The organism is Stenotrophomonas sp. YJH_SMC_14-1 (assembly GCF_059372275.1).
In genome coordinates this window covers 876,796-893,716 of record NZ_JCAFVK010000002.1, presented here as the reverse complement: position 1 = coordinate 893,716, position 16,921 = coordinate 876,796, and the positions used below count along the sequence as shown (strand labels likewise).

The following is a 16,921-nucleotide window of genomic DNA, read 5'->3' as shown; positions in this document are numbered from 1 at the left end:
CTCAGTCGCCGTCGGATTGCCACAGCAGAGGATTCTGGCTGGCACGCGCATAGCCTTCCTCGGCCAGCAGCAGATCCAGCGCCAGCGTGCCGAGGTCATCGGCCACCGGCTCCAGTGACGGGTCCTTTTCCAGATACAGGATCTTGCGGTAGCTGTGGCAGTGGTCGCAGGTCTCGGCACGCACCGCGCTCTCGCGCACCGCCTCGCCGCTGTCGCCGTCCACATCGGCCAGGGCGCGATAGGCGATGTCCTTGCCGGCGGCACCACACTGGCTGCACTGCACGCGCACGTAGTGCCATTGGCAGGCGCACAGCGAGCACGACAGGTAACGGTAGGATGCATAGGGTGGGCGTGCCTGCACCACGCTGGTCACCGGCAACGTGCCGCACAGCGGGCACAGCCCTGGCGCATCAGCCAGCGGCTTCAGGTCGGTAGGGCGGAAGCTGGCTGCGAGCACCGCCCAGTAAACCTGCAGTGCGTTCATCACCAGCAGCGCAGTGACCGCATCCACCGACGGCGCGTCATCGCGCTCCAGCACCGCGTGCGCCTGAGCATCCAGCCAGGCGTCGTCGGCAGCCGCGACGCGTTGCAGCTCCTGCCGGGTTTCCACCGGAAGCCCGGCTTCGTCGGCACAGTGCTGGCACAGCGTGCGCAGCCAGTCGCGCCAGCATCCATCCAGCTGAAGCGTGTTGGCCGGCCGCAACGGCATGCCGGCACCGGCCGCCGCACTCGACTGCTGCGCACGCGCCTGCGACTGCAGTGCCTCGCGCTGCTGCGGTGTCAGCTCATCCAGCAGCGCCTGCTGTGCATCGGCCAACGCCGCCAGCAGCTGCAGGTAGCCGCCGATGGCACTGTGCGCGGCCAGGCTGCGCAGGCGCGTCGCGCGCTCAGCGAACAGTGACTCGATATCGGGCAGGATGATGCGCGGCACATCGCGCGAGGCGAGCGTCTCGATCTCACCGGGTTCAAGGATGCGTTGCGCCATGCAGGGCCAGCCAGAGGAACCAGCCTCCATCCTCGCCGTTGTCGGCGCTCGCGTCCAGCGTGTTCCAGGCAGCGCAGTCGAGCAGAGCAGTCGAGCACGGCTCGACTCTACAAAAACCCGTTTCGGTCGTTGCCATGTTCATCGTGTCGACCAAGGTCGACACCCACCAAGAGCAGCTCATGCCATTCCGACAGCAGCGGGAAACTGTCGAAGGCGGGGTGGATCCGGTTGCGGGGGTGTCCGCGGCATGGATGCCGCGGTCAAGCCCCCAAGGACGGGTTTACGGCGTCCCCCGCAACCGGACCCACCCCGCCACCCCTCAGGAAGCCCGCTCTTGACGTTGACGTTGACCTTGCCTCTGCGGGTGCAGGGCCGCAGGCCCTGCCGCTAACCCTCTTCCCGACGTCCGCGCAGGATGTCCCTGAACCACTGCCGGTGGTGCTTGTACGCCCACCCATAGGTCACCTTGCCCTGGGTCATCGCCCGCACCGAGCCCTTGATCCAGATCGCCGCATAGATGTGCACCACGATCGCGCACACCAGCACCCAGCCGAACAGCGCATGGGCCAGCACCGAGAAGCGGATCACCCCGATCGGGAAGAAGTGGCTGAAGTACTGCCGCCAGATCACGAAGCCGGTCAGCAGCAGCGCCGACAGGCAGCCGATGATGGCCCAGAACAGCAGCTTCTGGCCGGCATTGAAACGGCCCACCGGCGGCAGCTTCTCATCCTCGTTGCGCAGTACATCGCGCATGCCGCGCATCCATGCGCGATCGTCGGCGGTTGGCAGATTGTCGCGCCACATGCGGAACGCCAGCAGCGCAAAGCCCACCACCATGGCCAGCCCGATGAACGGATGCAGGATGCGCGTCCACGGTCCGCCACCGAACAACTGGGTCAACGGGAACAGGGCAGGGTGGAACAGCGCCAGCCCGGACAGCGCGGTCAGCACGAAGCAGATTGCCACGATCCAGTGGTTGATGCGGGTCGGTGCGCGGTAGCGGATGATCTGGCGCGGGTGCGGGGCGTACTTCATGGCCGCTGCTCCTCTTCGATCTTCTTCGCCTCGTGCTCGGCTTCCTCTTCTTCCTCGTCATTGACCGTGTTGCGGCCGATGCCGATGTAATGCAGGAAGCCGGCGAAGGCGGTGGCGGCGATCGCCAGCACGCCCAGCGGCTTGGCCACGCCCTTCCACACCTCCACCATCGGGCTGATGCGCGGGTCCTTGGGCAGGTCGGCATACAGCTCCGGCCTGTCCACGTGCTGCAGCACGTACATCACGTGGGTTCCGCCGACGCCCTGCGGGTCGTACAGGCCGGCGTTCTCGTAGCCGCGCGATTTCAGGTCTTCCACGCGTCCGGCCGCATGCTCGGTCATCGCCTGCTTGCTGCCGAAGGTAATCGCGCCGGTCGGGCAGGTCTTCACGCAGGCCGGTTCCTGGCCCACCGCAACCCGGTCCGAACACAGCGTGCACTTGTAGGCCTTGTGGTCCTTCTTGGAAATGCGCGGCACGTCGAACGGACAACCGGTCACGCAGTAGCCGCAGCCGATGCAGTTCTCTTCCTGGAAGTCGACGATGCCGTTGGCGTACTGGATGATGGCACCGGGCGACGGGCAGGCCTTCAGGCAGCCCGGATCGCTGCAGTGCATGCAGCCTTCCTTGCGGATCAGCCACTCCAGCTTGCCCTTCTCGTCCTCGTACTCGCGGAACTTCATCACCGTCCACGACTGATCGCTCAGGTCGGGCGGGTTGTCGTAGCTGCCAACGCAGCTGCCCACGTCGTCGCGCAGGTCATTCCACTCCATGCAGGCGACCTGGCAGGCCTTGCAGCCGATGCACTTGCTCACATCGATCAGCTTGGCGACCTGGCCGGTGTGCGCACCACGCGCCTCCGGCGAGGGCGTGGTGGTGGCCGAGCGGCGGATGATGTCCAGGGATTGCAGTGACATGGCGTGTCTCCTACACCTTCTCGACCTTGACCAGGATGCACTTCGATTCGGGCGTCTGCGAGTTGCCGTCACCGATGGCGTTGGTCAGCGTATTGGCGATGTATCCGGGCTTGGCCGCACCGAGGAAGCCCCAGTGGATCGGCACGCCCACCTGGTGCACGGTCCGGCCATCGATCTGCAGGGCCTTGATGCGCTTGGTCACCATGGCGACCGCTTCGATGTGGCCGCGCTTGGAACTGACCCGCACGCGGCTGCCGTTGTTGATGCCCAGCTCATCGGCCAACGCCGCGCCGATCTCGACGAACTGCTCGGGCTGGATGATGGCGTTCAACTTGCCGTGCTTGGTCCAGAAGTGGAAATGCTCGGTCAGTCGGTAGGTGGTGGCCACATGCGGGAACTCGTCCGGTGAACCGATCTGTGCGCGATCGCTGGCGAATACGCGGGCGGCCGGGTTGTTCAGCGTCAGTGCCTGGCCGGGGCTGAGCGGGTTGCTGCGCAGCGGTGTATCGAACGGTTCGTAGTGCTCAGGGAATGGGCCTTCGGCCATGCCGGCCTTGGCGAAGAAGCGCGCGATGCCCTCCGGGTTCATGATGAACGGGCCCATTCCGCCGGCGGGATCTTCGTCGGCCTTGAAGTCGGGCACGTCCACGCTGCCCCAGTTTTTCCCGTTCCACGCCAGCAGCGTGCGCCGTGGATCAAATGGCTTTCCGGCGGCGTCGCACGAGGCGCGGTTGTACATCACGCGACGATTGGCCGGCCACGCCCAGGCCCAGCCCAGCGTGTTGCCGATGCCGGTGGGGTCACTGTTGTCACGCCGCGCCATCATGTTGCCGGTCGGGCCCCAGGCACCGATGTAGATCCAGCAGCCGGAGGCGGTGCTGCCGTCGTCGCGCAGGTCGCCGAATGCGGCCAGCTGCTCGCCGGCCTTGCGCACCAGCTTGGTTGGGTCCTTCGGATCGAACACGTCGGCCAGCGCCTTGCCGTTGTATTCCATCGCCAGCTCTTCGGGCGTGGGTACCTCAGGGTTGGCGTAGTTCCAGGCCAGGTCGCGCACCGGCTCCCACCACGCACCGCCGTCCTTCTCGTACAGCGCTTTGATGCGATGGAACAGCTCGGACATGATCTCGATGTCGCTGCGTGCTTCGCCCGGTGGGTTGGCACCCTTCCAGTGCCACTGCAGCCAGCGCGAGGAGTTCACCACCGCGCCGTTCTCCTCGGCAAAGGAGGTGGTCGGCAGGCGGAATACTTCGGTCTGGATCGTGCTTGGGTCGACGTCGTTCAACGCACCGTGGTTCTGCCAGAAGGCGATGGTCTCGGTCTCCAGTGGGTCCATGCTGACCATGAACTTCAGCTTGGAGAACGCACTGATCAGCTTGCCCTTGTTCGGCGCCGAGGCCAGCGGATTGAAGCCCTGGCAGATGTAGCCATGGATCTTGCCCTCGTTCATCAGCTCGTACGCCTGCAGCATGTCGTACGGCTTGTCCAGCTTGGGCAGGTAATCAAAGCACCAGTTGTTGTCGGCGGTGGCGGCATCGCCCCACCACGACTTCATCAGGCTGACGTGGAACTTCGGGTAGTTCTGCCAGAACGACATCTGGTTGGCGCGCAGCGGCTTCTGCGTGCGCTTGGCGATGTAGGCCTCGTAGTCCTGTTCGTCCTGTTTCGGCAGGGTCAGGTAGCCGGGCAGCAGGTCGGACATCAGGCCGATGTCGGTCAGGCCCTGGATGTTGGAATGCCCGCGCAAGGCGTTCATGCCACCACCGGCCACGCCGATGTTGCCCAGCAGCAGCTGCACCATGGTGCCGGCACGCACGTTCTGCGCGCCGATCGAGTGCTGCGTCCAGCCCAGCGCGTACAGGATGGTCATCGCCTTGTCCTTGCCGGCGGTGGACGCGATCATGTCCCAGATCTGGCGGATGCTGTCGGCCGGCGTGCCGCAGATGCGTTCGACCATCTCCACCGTGTAGCGCGCATAGTGCTGCTTGAGCAGGTTGTAGACGCAGCGCGGGTCCTTCAGCGTCGGGTCGCTGCGCACGAAGCCATCGTCACCGTAGGCGTAGTCCCAGCTGGAGCGGTCGTAGCTGCGCTTCTCTTCGTTGTAGCCCGAATACAGGCCGTCCTTGAAGGCGAACTCGTCCTTCACCAGGAACGACATGTCGGTGTAGTTCAGCACGTACTCGTGCTGGATGCGGTCCTCGGTCAGCAGGTAGTTGATCAGGCCCCCCAGGAACACGATGTCGGTACCGGTGCGGATCGGCGCGTACACGTCGGCCACCGCGGCCGAGCGGTTGAAGCGCGGATCGACCACGATCAGGCGTGCCTTGTTGTGTGCCTTGGCCTCGGTCACCCATTTGAACCCGCACGGGTGCGCCTCGGCGGCATTGCCACCCATGATCAGGATCAGGTCGGCATTCTTGATGTCGACCCAGTGATTCGTCATCGCACCACGGCCTAGCGTCGGGGCAAGACCTGCCACCGTCGGGCCGTGTCAGACACGTGCCTGGTTGTCGAATGCCAACATGCCAAGGGAGCGCACGACCTTGTGGGTCAGCACCGCGGTTTCATTGCTGGTGGCCGAGGCCGCCAGCATGCCGGTCGTCAGCCAGCGGTTGACCGTCTGCCCGGCCTCGTTCTTCTGCACGAAGTTGGCATCGCGGTCTTCCTTCATCAGCCGCGCGATGCGGTCCAGCGCATCGTCCCAGCTCAGCCGCTTCCACTCGTTCGAGCCCGGCGCGCGGTACTCGGGGTAGAGCAGGCGCGACTTGCTGTGGATGATGTCGGCCAGGCCGGCGCCCTTCGGGCACAGCGTGCCGCGGTTCACCGGATGGTCCGGGTCGCCCTCGATGTGGAAAATGCTCGGTTCGGCGTTCTTGGCACCATCGCCGAGGCTGTACATCAGGATGCCGCAGGCCACCGAACAGTAGGTACAGGTGTTGCGGGTCTCGGTCGCGCGGGTCAGCTTGTACTGCCTGACCTCCGCGAGCGCGATGCCGGGCGCGAAGCCCATCAATGCCAGGCTGGAGCCGACCAGGGTTGTCCCGGTCACTTTCAGGAACTGGCGGCGGCTCATCGATGGCATGCCGTTCTCCTGGGATGGCGGGGAGGCGCAGGCCTCCGGGCTGTCGTTGGGTACGGGCCGGTTATAGCACAGGCCTCCGGATGCCCATGTGGCACAAGGCGCGGCGCCTGCCGGACGGGCCCGGAAAGGGCCTGCTCTGGTAAAGTTGCGTGCCCGCCCCCTGGGGAAGCGTCTGCCGGGCCTGGTTCCAGGATGTTCCGCGCAGCCCCCGCCGTCCTGGCGCGATCCTCCGCGCCGGACCTGGAACACCGAGGAAAAATTTTGCGAAATCAACCAATTGGGTTCCGCGCATGAGCGCCCCGTCGAAGCCGTCGGACGCCGTTGCGCGCGGCACGCTGTACATCGTGGCCGCCCCGTCCGGCGCCGGCAAGAGCAGCATCGTCAACGCCACCCTGGCGCGTGACCCGCAGATCGCCCTGTCGATCTCCTTCACCTCGCGCGCGATGCGCCCGGGTGAAGTGAACGGCCAGCACTACCATTTCGTCTCTGCGGAGAGGTTCGAGGAAATGATCGCCGCCGGCGACTTCTTCGAGCATGCCTGGGTGCACGGCGACTGGAAGGGCACCGCCCGGCAGTCGGTGGAGCCGCAGCTGGCCGCCGGCCAGGACGTGCTGCTGGAAATCGACTGGCAGGGCGCGCAGCAGGTGCGCCAGCTGGTGCCGGGCACGGTCACCGTGTTCATCCTGCCGCCGTCCAAGCAGGCCCTGCAGGACCGCATGCGCAAGCGCGGCCAGGACAGCGAGGCGGTCATCGCCCAGCGCCTGGGCGCGGCACGCGATGAAATGCTGCACTTCAACGAGTTCGACTACGTCATCGTCAACGAGGTGTTCGACACCGCCGTGGAAGAGCTGTGCGCCATCTTCACCGCCAGCCGCCTGCGCCGGGAGGCCCAGAAGGTCCGCCACGCCGGCCTGATCCAGGCTCTGCTGACCCCCGATCCGGGTGCAACTGACTGATTCCAAAAGAATCGGGTGGGGGTTGGCTTGATTTTGTCCAGCCCCTGCCAGTACACTCCGTCCCCTTTCCCTCATTCGACTGAGCGGCCGACCGGTCGCCGGGAGCCCGTATGGCCCGCATCACCGTAGAAGATTGCTTGGAAGTCGTTAACAACCGTTTCGAACTGGTCATGATGGCTTCCAAGCGTGCCCGCCAGCTCGCCAACGGCGTGCAGGCCACGCTGGACAACAGCGAGACCGAGGACAAGCCGACCGTGCTGGCGTTGCGTGAAATCGCCGCCCGCAAGATCGACAACGCGCTGATCGACGAAGTCGAGAAGGCCGAGCGTGAGCGCGCCGAGCGCGAAGCGCTGGAGTGGGCTGCCGCCGAAGTGGTCGCCGACGAAGACATGTCCAAGAACGACGATTGATCGCATCGATCAACGTCATTGCTGGATCGCCGAACAGCCCGCCCCGTGCGGGCTGTTTCGCATTCAGGATTTGCCGTAAACGTCGCGCTGGAATAGGCTTCGGGCATGAACCCAGGCCCCACTGCCAAGGTCGCCGCAGCCCCCGCTGCCGCCGTACCCGACTACGTCCTCCAGCTTGAACGCGCCGCCCATTACCTGCCGCCGGAACAGCTGCCGCTGCTGCGCCGTGCCTGGGAAGTCGGTGCCTCCGCGCACGCTGGGCAGACGCGCAAGTCGGGCGAGCCCTATATCACCCATCCGGTGGCCGTGGCCCAGGTGCTGGCCGAGCTCGGCCTGGACGTGGAAGCGCTGATCGCCGCGATCCTGCACGACACCATCGAAGACACCCCGCTCACCCGCGAGGCGCTGGCTGCCGAGTTCGGCGAAGCTGTGGCCGAACTGGTCGACGGCGTGACCAAGCTGGACAAGCTGAAGTTCCGCGACCGCCAGGAAGCGGCCGCCGAGAGCTTCCGCAAGATGCTGCTGGCGATGTCGCGCGACCTGCGCGTGATCATGATCAAGCTGGCCGACCGCCTGCACAACATGCGCACGCTGGGCGCGCAGAGCCGCGAAGCGCGCGGCCGCATCGCCCGCGAGACGCTGGAGATCTACGCGCCCATCGCCCAGCGCCTGGGCATGAGCCTGGTCAAGAGCGAGCTGCAGAACCTCGGCTTCAAGGCGCTCTACCCGTGGCGCCACGCCATCATTGAAAAACACATCCGCAGCCAGCCGGTGGTGCGCCGCGAGGCGATGGCGCAGGTGGAAGTGCAGCTGTCGCAGCGCCTGGCCAAGGAGGGGATCGAGCATCGGCTGATCAGCCGCATCAAGACCCCGTGGAGCATCTACAACAAGATGCGCGACGAGAACAAATCCTTCGACCAGGTGATGGACGTGTTCGGCTTCCGCCTGGTCGTGCGCAGCGTGCCCAGCTGTTACCACGCGCTGGGTTCGGTGCATGCCACCTTCAAACCGCTGGATGGCCGCTTCCGCGATTTCATCGCCATTCCCAAGGCCAACGGCTACCAGTCGCTGCACACCGTGCTGTTCGGGCCGTACGGCTCGCCGATCGAAGTGCAGATCCGTACCGAGGAAATGGACCTGATCGCCGAGCGCGGCGTGGCCGCGCACTGGACCTACAAGTTTGGTGGCGATTCGCCCAACAGCGCGCAGAGCCGTGCTCACGCCTGGATCGTCGAGCTGATCGACTCGCAGCGCGCCGCCGGCTCCTCGCTGGAGTTCCTCGACAACGTCAAGGTCGACCTGTTCCCGGACGAGGTCTACCTGTTCACCCCGAAGGGCAAGATCCTGGCCCTGCCGCGCAATTCCACCGCGCTCGATTTCGCCTACGCCGTGCATACCGATGTCGGCAACATGGCGGTGGCGTCGCGCGTTGACAAGAAACTGGTGCCACTGCGCACCAAGCTGGTGTCGGGGCAGTCGGTGGAGATCATCACCGCACGCTCGGCCACGCCGAAACCGCAGTGGCTGGAATTCGTGGTCACCAGCAAGGCGCGCACTGCCATCCGCCACCAGCTCAAGCAGCTGGAGCACGAAGATGCCGTGCAGCTCGGCCACCGCATGCTCGACCGTGCGCTGGAGGCGATGGATTCGTCGCTGGAACGGCTGCCGAAGGGGCGCCTGGATGCGTTCCTGGCCGAGCACCGTTTCCCGCGTCTGGAGGCGCTGCTGGCCGAGGTGGCGCTGGGCAACTGGATGCCGACCCAGGCCGCGCAGGCGCTGATGGCCTACGCCGAACTGCGTGGCGGCCCGCATTCGCGCCACCACTCGCAGGAAAAGATCCTGATCAACGGCAGCGAGCGCGGCGTGGTCACCTTCGCCGGCTGCTGCCAGCCGATTCCCGGCGACGAGATCATGGGCTACCACACCGCCGGCAAGGGCATCGTGGTGCACCGCATGGACTGCCCGAACCTGGCCGAGCTGCGCAAGTCGCCCGAGCGCTGGGTGCCGATCGGCTGGGACACCACCGTCTCCGGCGACTACGACACTTCGCTGGTGGTGGAAGTAGAGAACGGCACCGGCGTGCTGGCGCAGCTGGCCGCCGCCATCGCCCAGAGCCATTCCAACATCGAGCGCGTGGACTACCTGGACCGCGACTTCAACGCCGCCGTGCTGGCGTTCAACATCCAGGTACGCGACCGCAACCACCTGGCCGAAGTGATGCGCCGCCTGCGTCGTCTGTCGGTCGTGCAGTCGGTACGCCGTCAGTAGGTCCACGCCATGCGTGGATGACGTTCCGCGCACACGACGTACGGGGTCGGATCCGTTTCCCGCCGGGAAACGGATCCGACCCCCAGCCGATGCCGCGCCCACCCGGTACAATCACCGCTCTGTTTTCCCCCAAGCACCGGAGCGACCCATGTCCCGCCAGATCATCAACACCGAAAAGGCCCCCGCCGCCATCGGCCCGTACTCGCAGGCCGTGCGCGCCGGCAACACCGTGTACTTCTCCGGCCAGATCCCGCTCGACCCGGCCACCGGCGACATCGTCGGCGCGGGTGACGTCGAAGCACAGGCCCGCCGCGCCTTCGACAACCTCAAGGCCGTGGCCGAAGCCGCTGGTGGCTCGCTGGACAAGGTCGTGCGTCTGGGCCTGTACCTGACCGATCTGGGCGAGTTCGCCAAGGTCAACGCGGTCATGCAGGACTACTTCCAGGCCCCGTACCCGGCCCGTTCCACCATCGAAGTCTCCGGCCTGCCGAAGGGCGCCAACTTCGAGGTCGACGCGGTGATGGTCATCGACTGACCGCCACGTGGCACGCAAGGCGGCGGTCACCCCGGTCCTGTCACCGTCCGGCGAAGCATCCCTGGCGATGCTCGCGGGCGTCGGTCCGGCCGTGGCCGCCAAACTGCAGGCGCGTGGCCTGGCCACCCTGCAGGATCTCTGGCTTCATCTGCCGCTGCGCTATGAAGACCGGACCCGGCTGACCCGCATTGAAGACCTGCGCAACGGCGTACCGGCGCAGGTGGAAGGGCGGGTGGTCGCGGTCGAGCGCGGCATGCGCTACCGGCCGATGCTGAAAGTGGCGGTGGAAGACGAAGGGCGGGGCACTTTGGTGCTGCGCTTCTTCCACTTCCGCCAGCAGCAGGTCGGCCAGTTCGCGGTCGGCAACCGGCTGCGCTGCTTCGGCACGCCCAAACCGGGCCAGCTCGGCCTGGAAATCGTCCACCCCAGCTACCAGGTGCTGGGCCGTAACGACGATCCCGAACTCGGCGACCGCCTCGACCCGGTGTATCCCACCGTCGAAGGCGTCGGTCCGATGACCATGCGCAAGCTGATCGGCCAGGCGCTGGACCGCCTGCCCGAGGAAAGCGCGCTGGAACTGCTGCCCAGCGGCTGGCTCGATGGCCTCGGCCTGCCGTCACTGCGCAGCGCGCTGCTGACCGTGCACCGGCCGCCACCAGATGCCGATCTGGCCGCGCTGGCCGCCGGCACCCACCCGGCGCAGCGCCGCCTGGCGATGGAAGAGCTGCTGGCCCACCACCTCAGCCTGCGTCGCCAGCGCATCGCGTTGCAGGCGCACCATGCGCCGCCGCTGGCCGGCCCCGGCAAACTGGCCAAGGCGCTGCTGAAGCAGCTGCCGTTCGCCCTGACCGGCGCACAGGCGCGCGTGTTCAAGCAGATCCGCGAGGACCTCGCGCGGCCCAGCCCGATGCTGCGGCTGGTGCAGGGCGACGTCGGTTCCGGCAAGACCGTGGTCGCCGCGCTGGCGGCGATGCTGGCGGTGGAGCAGGGCAAGCAGGTTGCATTGGCTGCGCCCACCGAACTGCTGGCCGAACAGCATCTCAACAACCTGCGCGGCTGGCTGGAACCGCTCGGCGTGCGCATCGCCTGGCTGGCCGGCAAGGTCACCGGCAAGGCGCGCGCCAAGGTGATGGAGCAGGTCGCCAGCGGCGAAGCGCAGGTGGTGGTGGGTACCCACGCGCTGATGCAGGAGGCGGTGGTGTTCCAGGATCTCGCCCTGGCCATCGTCGACGAGCAGCATCGCTTCGGCGTGCACCAGCGGCTGGCGCTGCGCGACAAGGGCGCAGGCGGCAACAGCGTGCCGCACCAGCTGGTGATGACCGCAACACCGATTCCGCGCACGCTGGCGATGTCCGAATACGCCGACCTGGATGTCTCGGCCATCGACGAACTGCCGCCGGGCCGCACCCCGGTGCAGACCGTCGCATTGAACAACGATCGTCGCCCGGAGCTGATCGAGCGCATCGCCCTGGCCTGCCAGGAAGGGCGGCAGGTGTACTGGGTGTGCACGCTCATCGAGGAAAGCGAAGAGCTGGACGCTACGCCCGCGCAGGCCACCTACGAATCGCTGCAGGCGCTGCTGCCCGGCGTACGCGTGGGGCTGGTGCATGGCCGCCTGAAAGCTGCGGAAAAGCTGGCCACGATGGTGGCGTTCAAGGCCGGGCAGATCGACCTGCTGGTGGCGACCACCGTCATCGAAGTGGGCGTGGACGTACCGAACGCCTCGTTGATGGTGATCGAGAACGCCGAACGCCTCGGCCTGGCCCAGCTGCACCAGCTGCGCGGCCGTGTTGGCCGCGGTTCGGCGGTGTCGCGCTGCGTGCTGCTGTACCAGGCACCGCTCTCGCAGATGGCACGCGAGCGCCTGCAGACCATGCGCGAAACCAACGATGGTTTCGTCATTGCCGAAAAGGATCTGGAACTGCGCGGCCCCGGCGAACTGCTCGGCACCCGCCAGACCGGCCTGGCCGGTTTCCGCATCGCCGACCTGGCCCGCGATGCCGGCCTGCTGCCCGGCGTGCACGACCTGGCCGAGCGCCTGCTGGCCCAGCAACCCACGCTGGCCGACCGCGTGGTGCAGCGCTGGATCGGCACCGCCGTGCGTTACGCCTCGGCGTAGCGCCACCTTGATGGGTGTGGACCTTGGTCCACGCATCCACGCGTGGCGTGGATCTACTCCATGTTCATCCACGCATTGCATGGATGTGTCGACCAAGGTCGACACCCACCAACAGCCGCGGAAATCTGTCGAAGGCGGGGTGGATCCGGTTGCGGGGGCGTGAGCCGCATGGATGCGGCGACCGAGCTACATGGACGTACTTGCAGCGTCCCCCGCAACCGGATCCGCCCCGCCATCCCCCAGGAAACCAGCTTTTGCCGTTGATTCGGCGTTTGCCGTTGATTCGGCGGGTGCAGGGCGCAGCCCTGCCGAACCCCAACCCCCATACTTGCAACGGTCATCATCCCGGTCCACACTTCGTTGCCGATCTGAAGACGGCAACGATGACCCACAAGATCCCGCTGTTGATCGACACCGACCCCGGTGTGGACGACGCCCTGGCCCTGCTGATGGCCTTCGCCGATGAACGGCACGACGTGGTCGCCCTGACCATCGCCGCCGGCAATGTCGGCCTCGAATACACCGTCCGCAACGCCCTCAAGCTCTGCGACATCGTCGGCCGCGCCGACGTGCCGGTGTTTGCCGGCAGCCCGGATCCGCTGCTGCATCCCTCCGTTGACGCTGCCCACGTGCATGGCCGTGACGGCTACGGCGACGTGGACCTGCCGCCGCCGAGCCGCCAGGCTGAAGCCGAACACGCCGCACTGGCCATCCTGCGCCTGTCGCACGAGCACGCCGGCGAACTGATGCTGGTGATGCTGGGCCCGCTGACCAACCTTGCCCTGGCACTGAAGCTGGACCCGACCCTGCCCGAGCGCATCAAGCGCATCGTGGTGATGGGCGGCGCGGTCACCTGCCACGGCAACATCACCCCGGCGGCCGAATTCAACATTGCGTTCGACCCGGAAGCGGCGCACGTGGTGTTCACCTCGTTCAAGCACCTGCTGGTGTCGGACTGGGAGGCCACTGTCGCCCATGGCCTGCCGCTGCAGGACGCCGAGAAGTGGCTGCAGGCCGATTCCGATCGCGCCCGCTTCTACGAACTGATCTCGCGCAAGACCCGTGGCCTGTCCGAAGACAGCAAGGGCGGGCGCTGGTACACCGCCGATGCGGTGGCCATGGCCTGGGCGCTGAACCCGGAAGGGCAGCTGCGGGTCGAGTCGCGCCCGCTGAACGTGGAGCTGAACGGCACGTTCAGCCGCGGCGCCACCATCGTCGATTGGAACCGCCAGACCGGCCAGCCGGACAACTGCGATCTGCTGATGGCCTACGACCAGCAGCGTTTCGAGGCCCTGGTGCGCCAGGCCCTGGGTGCGGACTGACGTCGATTGACCGGCACCGGTTGCCCCGGGCGGCAACCGGTGCTTATAATGCCGCTCTTGACCACCAGCCCATTTACGGTGTGAGCCCATGAAGGCCGATATCCATCCGAACTACCGCGACGTCGTCTTCCATGACGTCACCTCCGATTTCAAGATCCTGACCCGCTCGACCATGGCGACGAAGGAAACCATCCAGTGGGAAGACGGCAACGAATACCCGCTGGTCAAGGTTGAAATTTCCTCGGCTTCGCACCCGTTCTACACGGGCAAGCACAAGGTCATCGACACCTCGGGCCGTATCGACAAGTTCCAGAAGCGCTACGCGCGCTGATCTGTCGATCCAGCTTCGAACCAACGGCCGCGCTCTGCGCGGCCGTTTGTTTTTCCCCAACGCCAACCCAACGGGCGTTTGGATGGACGGAACACTGCGTTCGTGTGACAACGCTTTTGCCGATCCGGGCCGCTCAACGGCCGGTGTCTGGCTGCCTGTCGTATACGACTTCTGTCTAGCGCCGGGCAAATGCTGCTGTGCGATAATGACCTGATCCCCGGCACAGGCCGAGGACGTCATTCACGTGCCTGACCAATGCGCTTGGGCAGGCGCCTTCCCATGAAGGAGCGCACACAGTGTCCGATCTTGATCAGGTCACGCTCAACGCCGGCGACAAGTCGGTCGTTCTGCCCGTCATCAAACCCACCCTTGGCAACGACTGCGTCGACATCGCGAAGCTGACCAAGGAAACGGGGTATTTCACCTACGATTCCGGCTTCACCGCGACGGCCAGCTGCAAGTCCGCCATCACCTACATCGACGGCGACAAGGGCGTGCTGCTGTACCGCGGCTACCCGATCGAACAGCTGTCGGAAAAGTCGAGCTACGTCGAAGTGGCCTACCTGCTGATCAACGGCGAGCGCCCGAGCGCCGAGCAGCTGAAGGCCTTCACCGATGAGCTGGCTGCCGAAGCCAACGTCGACGATTCGATCAACACCCTGATCGGCAGCTTCGCCAAGGATGCCCATCCGATGGCGATCCTGGCCGCTGCAATCGCGCAGCTGTCGGCCATCTACCACGACTCGCTGGACCTGTCCGACGCCGAACAGCGCCGCCAGGCCGCCGTGCGCCTGATCGCCAAGGTGCCGACCCTGTCGGCGCTGATCTACCGCCACGGCAAGGGCCTGCCGGCCAACAAGCCGGACACCTCGCTGGACTACGTCAGCCGCTTCCTGAAGCAGACCTTCGAGTCGGCTGACGGCCAGTACGACCTGAACCCGGACGTGGTGAAGGCGCTGGACCTGCTGTTCATCCTGCACGCCGACCACGAGCAGAACGCCTCGACCTCGACCGTGCGCCTGGTCGGTTCGACCGGTGCCAACCCGTACGCGTCGGTCGCCGCTGGCGTCACCGCGCTGTGGGGTCCGGCCCACGGCGGTGCCAACGAAGCCGTGCTGAAGATGCTGGAAGAGATCGGCACTGCCGACAACGTCGAGTCCGCCGTGGTCAAGGCCAAGGACAAGACCTCCGGCTTCCGCCTGATGGGCTTCGGCCACCGCGTCTACAAGAACTTCGACCCGCGCGCCAAGGTCATCGGCGAGATGACCAGCAAGGTGCTCAAGCAGCTGGGCGTGCAGGATCCGCTGCTGGACGTGGCCGTGAAGCTGGAACAGGCCGCCCTGCAGGACGAGTACTTCGTCGCCCGCAAGCTGTACCCGAACGTCGATTTCTACAGCGGCATCATCTACAAGGCGCTGCAGATCCCGACCGAAATGTTCACCGTCATGTTCGCCCTGGGCCGTACCTCCGGCTGGGTCTCGCATTGGCTGGAACAGCAGGTTGATCCGGAAATGAAGATCGGCCGTCCGCGCCAGGTCTACACCGGTAGCGACGTGCGCGACTACCAGGGCTGATCGCCCCGCGTGAGTTGTGAGAAGAACGCCCCGCATCCGCGGGGCGTTTTTTTGGGGCGGACCTGGTAGGTGCGGACCGTTGGTCCGCACGATTTCGGCGCCCGCGAAAAATCATCCACGCACGGCGTGGATCTACCACCGCAACCGCCTTCGGTAGGTGCCAACCTTGGTTGGCACGCGCTTCATCGCGCCAAGACCGCGTGATTCAAGGGTCTCACCAGCTTCACAAGCGCTCGCGCAGCCTCAGGACGCCAGCTGCATCCGCAGCACCTGAAATGGAGCGTCCATCCCGATGAATACCCGATTCGACCCACCCGAGCGCGGACCGCTCGGCCCTGACGTCGCCGCCGTCGTCACCGCCCCGATCGTCGCCCCTCCCAGCGAAAGCGCCGTTTCCTGGGGCGCGATCTTCGCTGGCGCCACCGCTGCCGCTGCACTCTCCCTCATCCTGCTGATCCTCGGTGTTGGCCTCGGCCTGTCGTCGGTGTCGCCATGGTCGTTCGAAGGCGTCAGCAAAGAGACCTTCGGTTGGTCCAGCATCATCTGGCTCACCTTCACCGCATTGGCCGCGTCCGGCCTGGGTGGCTATCTGGCGGGCCGCCTGCGTACCAAGTGGACGCAGATCCATGGCGATGAAACCTATTTCCGCGATACCGCGCATGGCTTCGTGTCGTGGGCGGTGGCCACGCTGCTGACCGCGGGCCTGCTCACATCGGCCATCGGTGGCGTGCTGGGCGCCGGCGCAAAGGTGGCCGGTGCCGCCGCAGGCGCTGCCGCATCCACGGCCGGCGTTGCCGCCGCAGGTGCCGGTAGCGCCGCCGCGGCCGCACCGGAAGGCGACCTCAACTATTGGGTGGATTCCCTGTTCCGCAATGCCACCAACCCCGGTGCTGCCGATCCCGCGACGCCGCCACCGCCGGGCGCGCCGTTGGATCCGAACGCGGCTCCGGCGCCGGCACCGAATGCGGGCCCGCGCGAGGCCGGCATGGCGCCGCCGCGCCCGATGCCGGGTCGTGCGCCGGCCGGCGACCGCCGCGAAGTGCGTGCCGAAGTGAACCGCATCATCGTCAACAGCCTGCAGGGAGACGGCCTGGACCCGGCCGATACCCAGTACCTGGCGCAGCTGATCGCGCGCGAAACCGGCATGAGCCCGGCCGAAGCGCAGGCGCGCGTGACCGATGTGCAGACGCGCATGCGTGCGGCGCTGGAGAAGGCAAAGACCACCGCCAAGCAGGCGGCCGACGATGCCCGCAAGGCCGCAGCGTATGCCGCGCTGTGGCTGTTCATCACCCTGCTGATCGGTGCGTTCTTCGCCAGCCTCAGCGCCACTTGGGGCGGCCGCCGCCGCGACCTGTAACCCGCCTTCCACGCAAGGAGACCTGTAATGAAAATG

General features: G+C 66.3%; 14 protein-coding genes. 9 read left to right on the top strand and 5 right to left on the bottom strand.

The window, feature by feature from the left end:
* Position 1 precedes the first annotated feature (1 nt).
* From fdhE to fdnG, 5 genes are all read right to left on the bottom strand, one after another.
* Complete coding sequence (gene fdhE / locus AC5P9P_RS09005) at positions 2–985, bottom strand: formate dehydrogenase accessory protein FdhE (RefSeq protein ID WP_049403445.1); 984 nt, start codon at positions 983–985, stop codon at positions 2–4.
* Positions 966–1,121, bottom strand: coding sequence for a hypothetical protein (locus AC5P9P_RS09000; RefSeq protein ID WP_495216714.1), 156 nt, complete (start codon positions 1,119–1,121; stop codon positions 966–968). The genes fdhE and AC5P9P_RS09000 overlap by 20 nt, the downstream gene beginning before the upstream one ends.
* A 251-nt stretch (positions 1,122–1,372) precedes the next feature.
* A complete protein-coding gene (locus tag AC5P9P_RS08995) occupies positions 1,373–2,020 on the bottom strand; it encodes a formate dehydrogenase subunit gamma (RefSeq protein WP_005410882.1) in 648 nt (215 codons plus the stop codon).
* Positions 2,017–2,934: a formate dehydrogenase subunit beta gene (gene fdxH / locus AC5P9P_RS08990; RefSeq protein WP_033834948.1), complete on the bottom strand. Its 918-nt coding sequence runs from the start codon at positions 2,932–2,934 to the stop codon at positions 2,017–2,019. The genes AC5P9P_RS08995 and fdxH overlap by 4 nt, the downstream gene beginning before the upstream one ends.
* Before the next feature lie 10 nt (positions 2,935–2,944).
* Positions 2,945–6,013 (bottom strand): formate dehydrogenase-N subunit alpha, encoded by a 3,069-nt coding sequence (gene fdnG / locus AC5P9P_RS08985; protein ID WP_141097869.1) that lies wholly within the window; start codon positions 6,011–6,013, stop codon positions 2,945–2,947.
* A 290-nt stretch (positions 6,014–6,303) separates the two neighbouring features.
* Here fdnG and gmk point away from each other — a divergent pair, with 290 nt between their 5' ends.
* From gmk to AC5P9P_RS08940, 9 genes are all read left to right on the top strand, one after another.
* Positions 6,304–6,969, top strand: a complete 666-nt coding sequence (gmk, locus tag AC5P9P_RS08980; protein ID WP_184014295.1) for a guanylate kinase — start codon at positions 6,304–6,306, stop codon at positions 6,967–6,969.
* Between the two features lie 110 nt (positions 6,970–7,079).
* Entirely contained in the window at positions 7,080–7,379 is a 300-nt protein-coding gene (rpoZ, locus tag AC5P9P_RS08975) for a DNA-directed RNA polymerase subunit omega (RefSeq protein WP_005410877.1), read from the top strand.
* A gap of 105 nt (positions 7,380–7,484) precedes the next feature.
* Positions 7,485–9,647 (top strand): RelA/SpoT family protein, encoded by a 2,163-nt coding sequence (locus tag AC5P9P_RS08970; protein ID WP_005410876.1) that lies wholly within the window; start codon positions 7,485–7,487, stop codon positions 9,645–9,647.
* A 148-nt stretch (positions 9,648–9,795) separates the two neighbouring features.
* A complete protein-coding gene (locus AC5P9P_RS08965) occupies positions 9,796–10,182 on the top strand; it encodes a RidA family protein (protein WP_005410875.1) in 387 nt (128 codons plus the stop codon).
* Positions 10,183–10,189: 7 nt separating this feature from the next.
* Complete coding sequence (recG, locus tag AC5P9P_RS08960) at positions 10,190–12,301, top strand: ATP-dependent DNA helicase RecG (RefSeq protein WP_033834946.1); 2,112 nt, start codon at positions 10,190–10,192, stop codon at positions 12,299–12,301.
* A gap of 383 nt (positions 12,302–12,684) precedes the next feature.
* On the top strand, positions 12,685–13,623 hold the full coding sequence (locus AC5P9P_RS08955; RefSeq protein WP_021203710.1) for a nucleoside hydrolase: 939 nt from the start codon (positions 12,685–12,687) through the stop codon (positions 13,621–13,623).
* A gap of 88 nt (positions 13,624–13,711) precedes the next feature.
* Complete coding sequence (locus AC5P9P_RS08950) at positions 13,712–13,954, top strand: type B 50S ribosomal protein L31 (protein ID WP_005410871.1); 243 nt, start codon at positions 13,712–13,714, stop codon at positions 13,952–13,954.
* 296 nt (positions 13,955–14,250) lie between these two features.
* The gene (locus tag AC5P9P_RS08945; protein ID WP_049404024.1) at positions 14,251–15,528 is read left to right on the top strand and encodes a citrate synthase; all 1,278 of its coding nucleotides are present in this window, start codon (positions 14,251–14,253) and stop codon (positions 15,526–15,528) included.
* A 292-nt stretch (positions 15,529–15,820) separates the two neighbouring features.
* Entirely contained in the window at positions 15,821–16,885 is a 1,065-nt protein-coding gene (locus AC5P9P_RS08940; RefSeq protein WP_495227398.1) for a hypothetical protein, read from the top strand.
* Positions 16,886–16,921 lie beyond the last annotated feature (36 nt).

Coding starts and splice junctions, on each gene's coding strand:
- AC5P9P_RS08970 (WP_005410876.1), top strand. CDS start 7,485: ATGAACCCAGGCCCCACTGCCAAGGTCGCCGCAGCCCCCGCTGCCGCC.
- AC5P9P_RS08955 (WP_021203710.1), top strand. CDS start 12,685: ATGACCCACAAGATCCCGCTGTTGATCGACACCGACCCCGGTGTGGAC.
- rpoZ (WP_005410877.1), top strand. CDS start 7,080: ATGGCCCGCATCACCGTAGAAGATTGCTTGGAAGTCGTTAACAACCGT.
- AC5P9P_RS08965 (WP_005410875.1), top strand. CDS start 9,796: ATGTCCCGCCAGATCATCAACACCGAAAAGGCCCCCGCCGCCATCGGC.
- AC5P9P_RS08950 (WP_005410871.1), top strand. CDS start 13,712: ATGAAGGCCGATATCCATCCGAACTACCGCGACGTCGTCTTCCATGAC.
- gmk (WP_184014295.1), top strand. CDS start 6,304: ATGAGCGCCCCGTCGAAGCCGTCGGACGCCGTTGCGCGCGGCACGCTG.
- AC5P9P_RS09000 (WP_495216714.1), bottom strand. CDS start 1,121: ATGGCAACGACCGAAACGGGTTTTTGTAGAGTCGAGCCGTGCTCGACT.
- fdxH (WP_033834948.1), bottom strand. CDS start 2,934: ATGTCACTGCAATCCCTGGACATCATCCGCCGCTCGGCCACCACCACG.
- AC5P9P_RS08940 (WP_495227398.1), top strand. CDS start 15,821: ATGAATACCCGATTCGACCCACCCGAGCGCGGACCGCTCGGCCCTGAC.
- AC5P9P_RS08995 (WP_005410882.1), bottom strand. CDS start 2,020: ATGAAGTACGCCCCGCACCCGCGCCAGATCATCCGCTACCGCGCACCG.
- fdhE (WP_049403445.1), bottom strand. CDS start 985: ATGGCGCAACGCATCCTTGAACCCGGTGAGATCGAGACGCTCGCCTCG.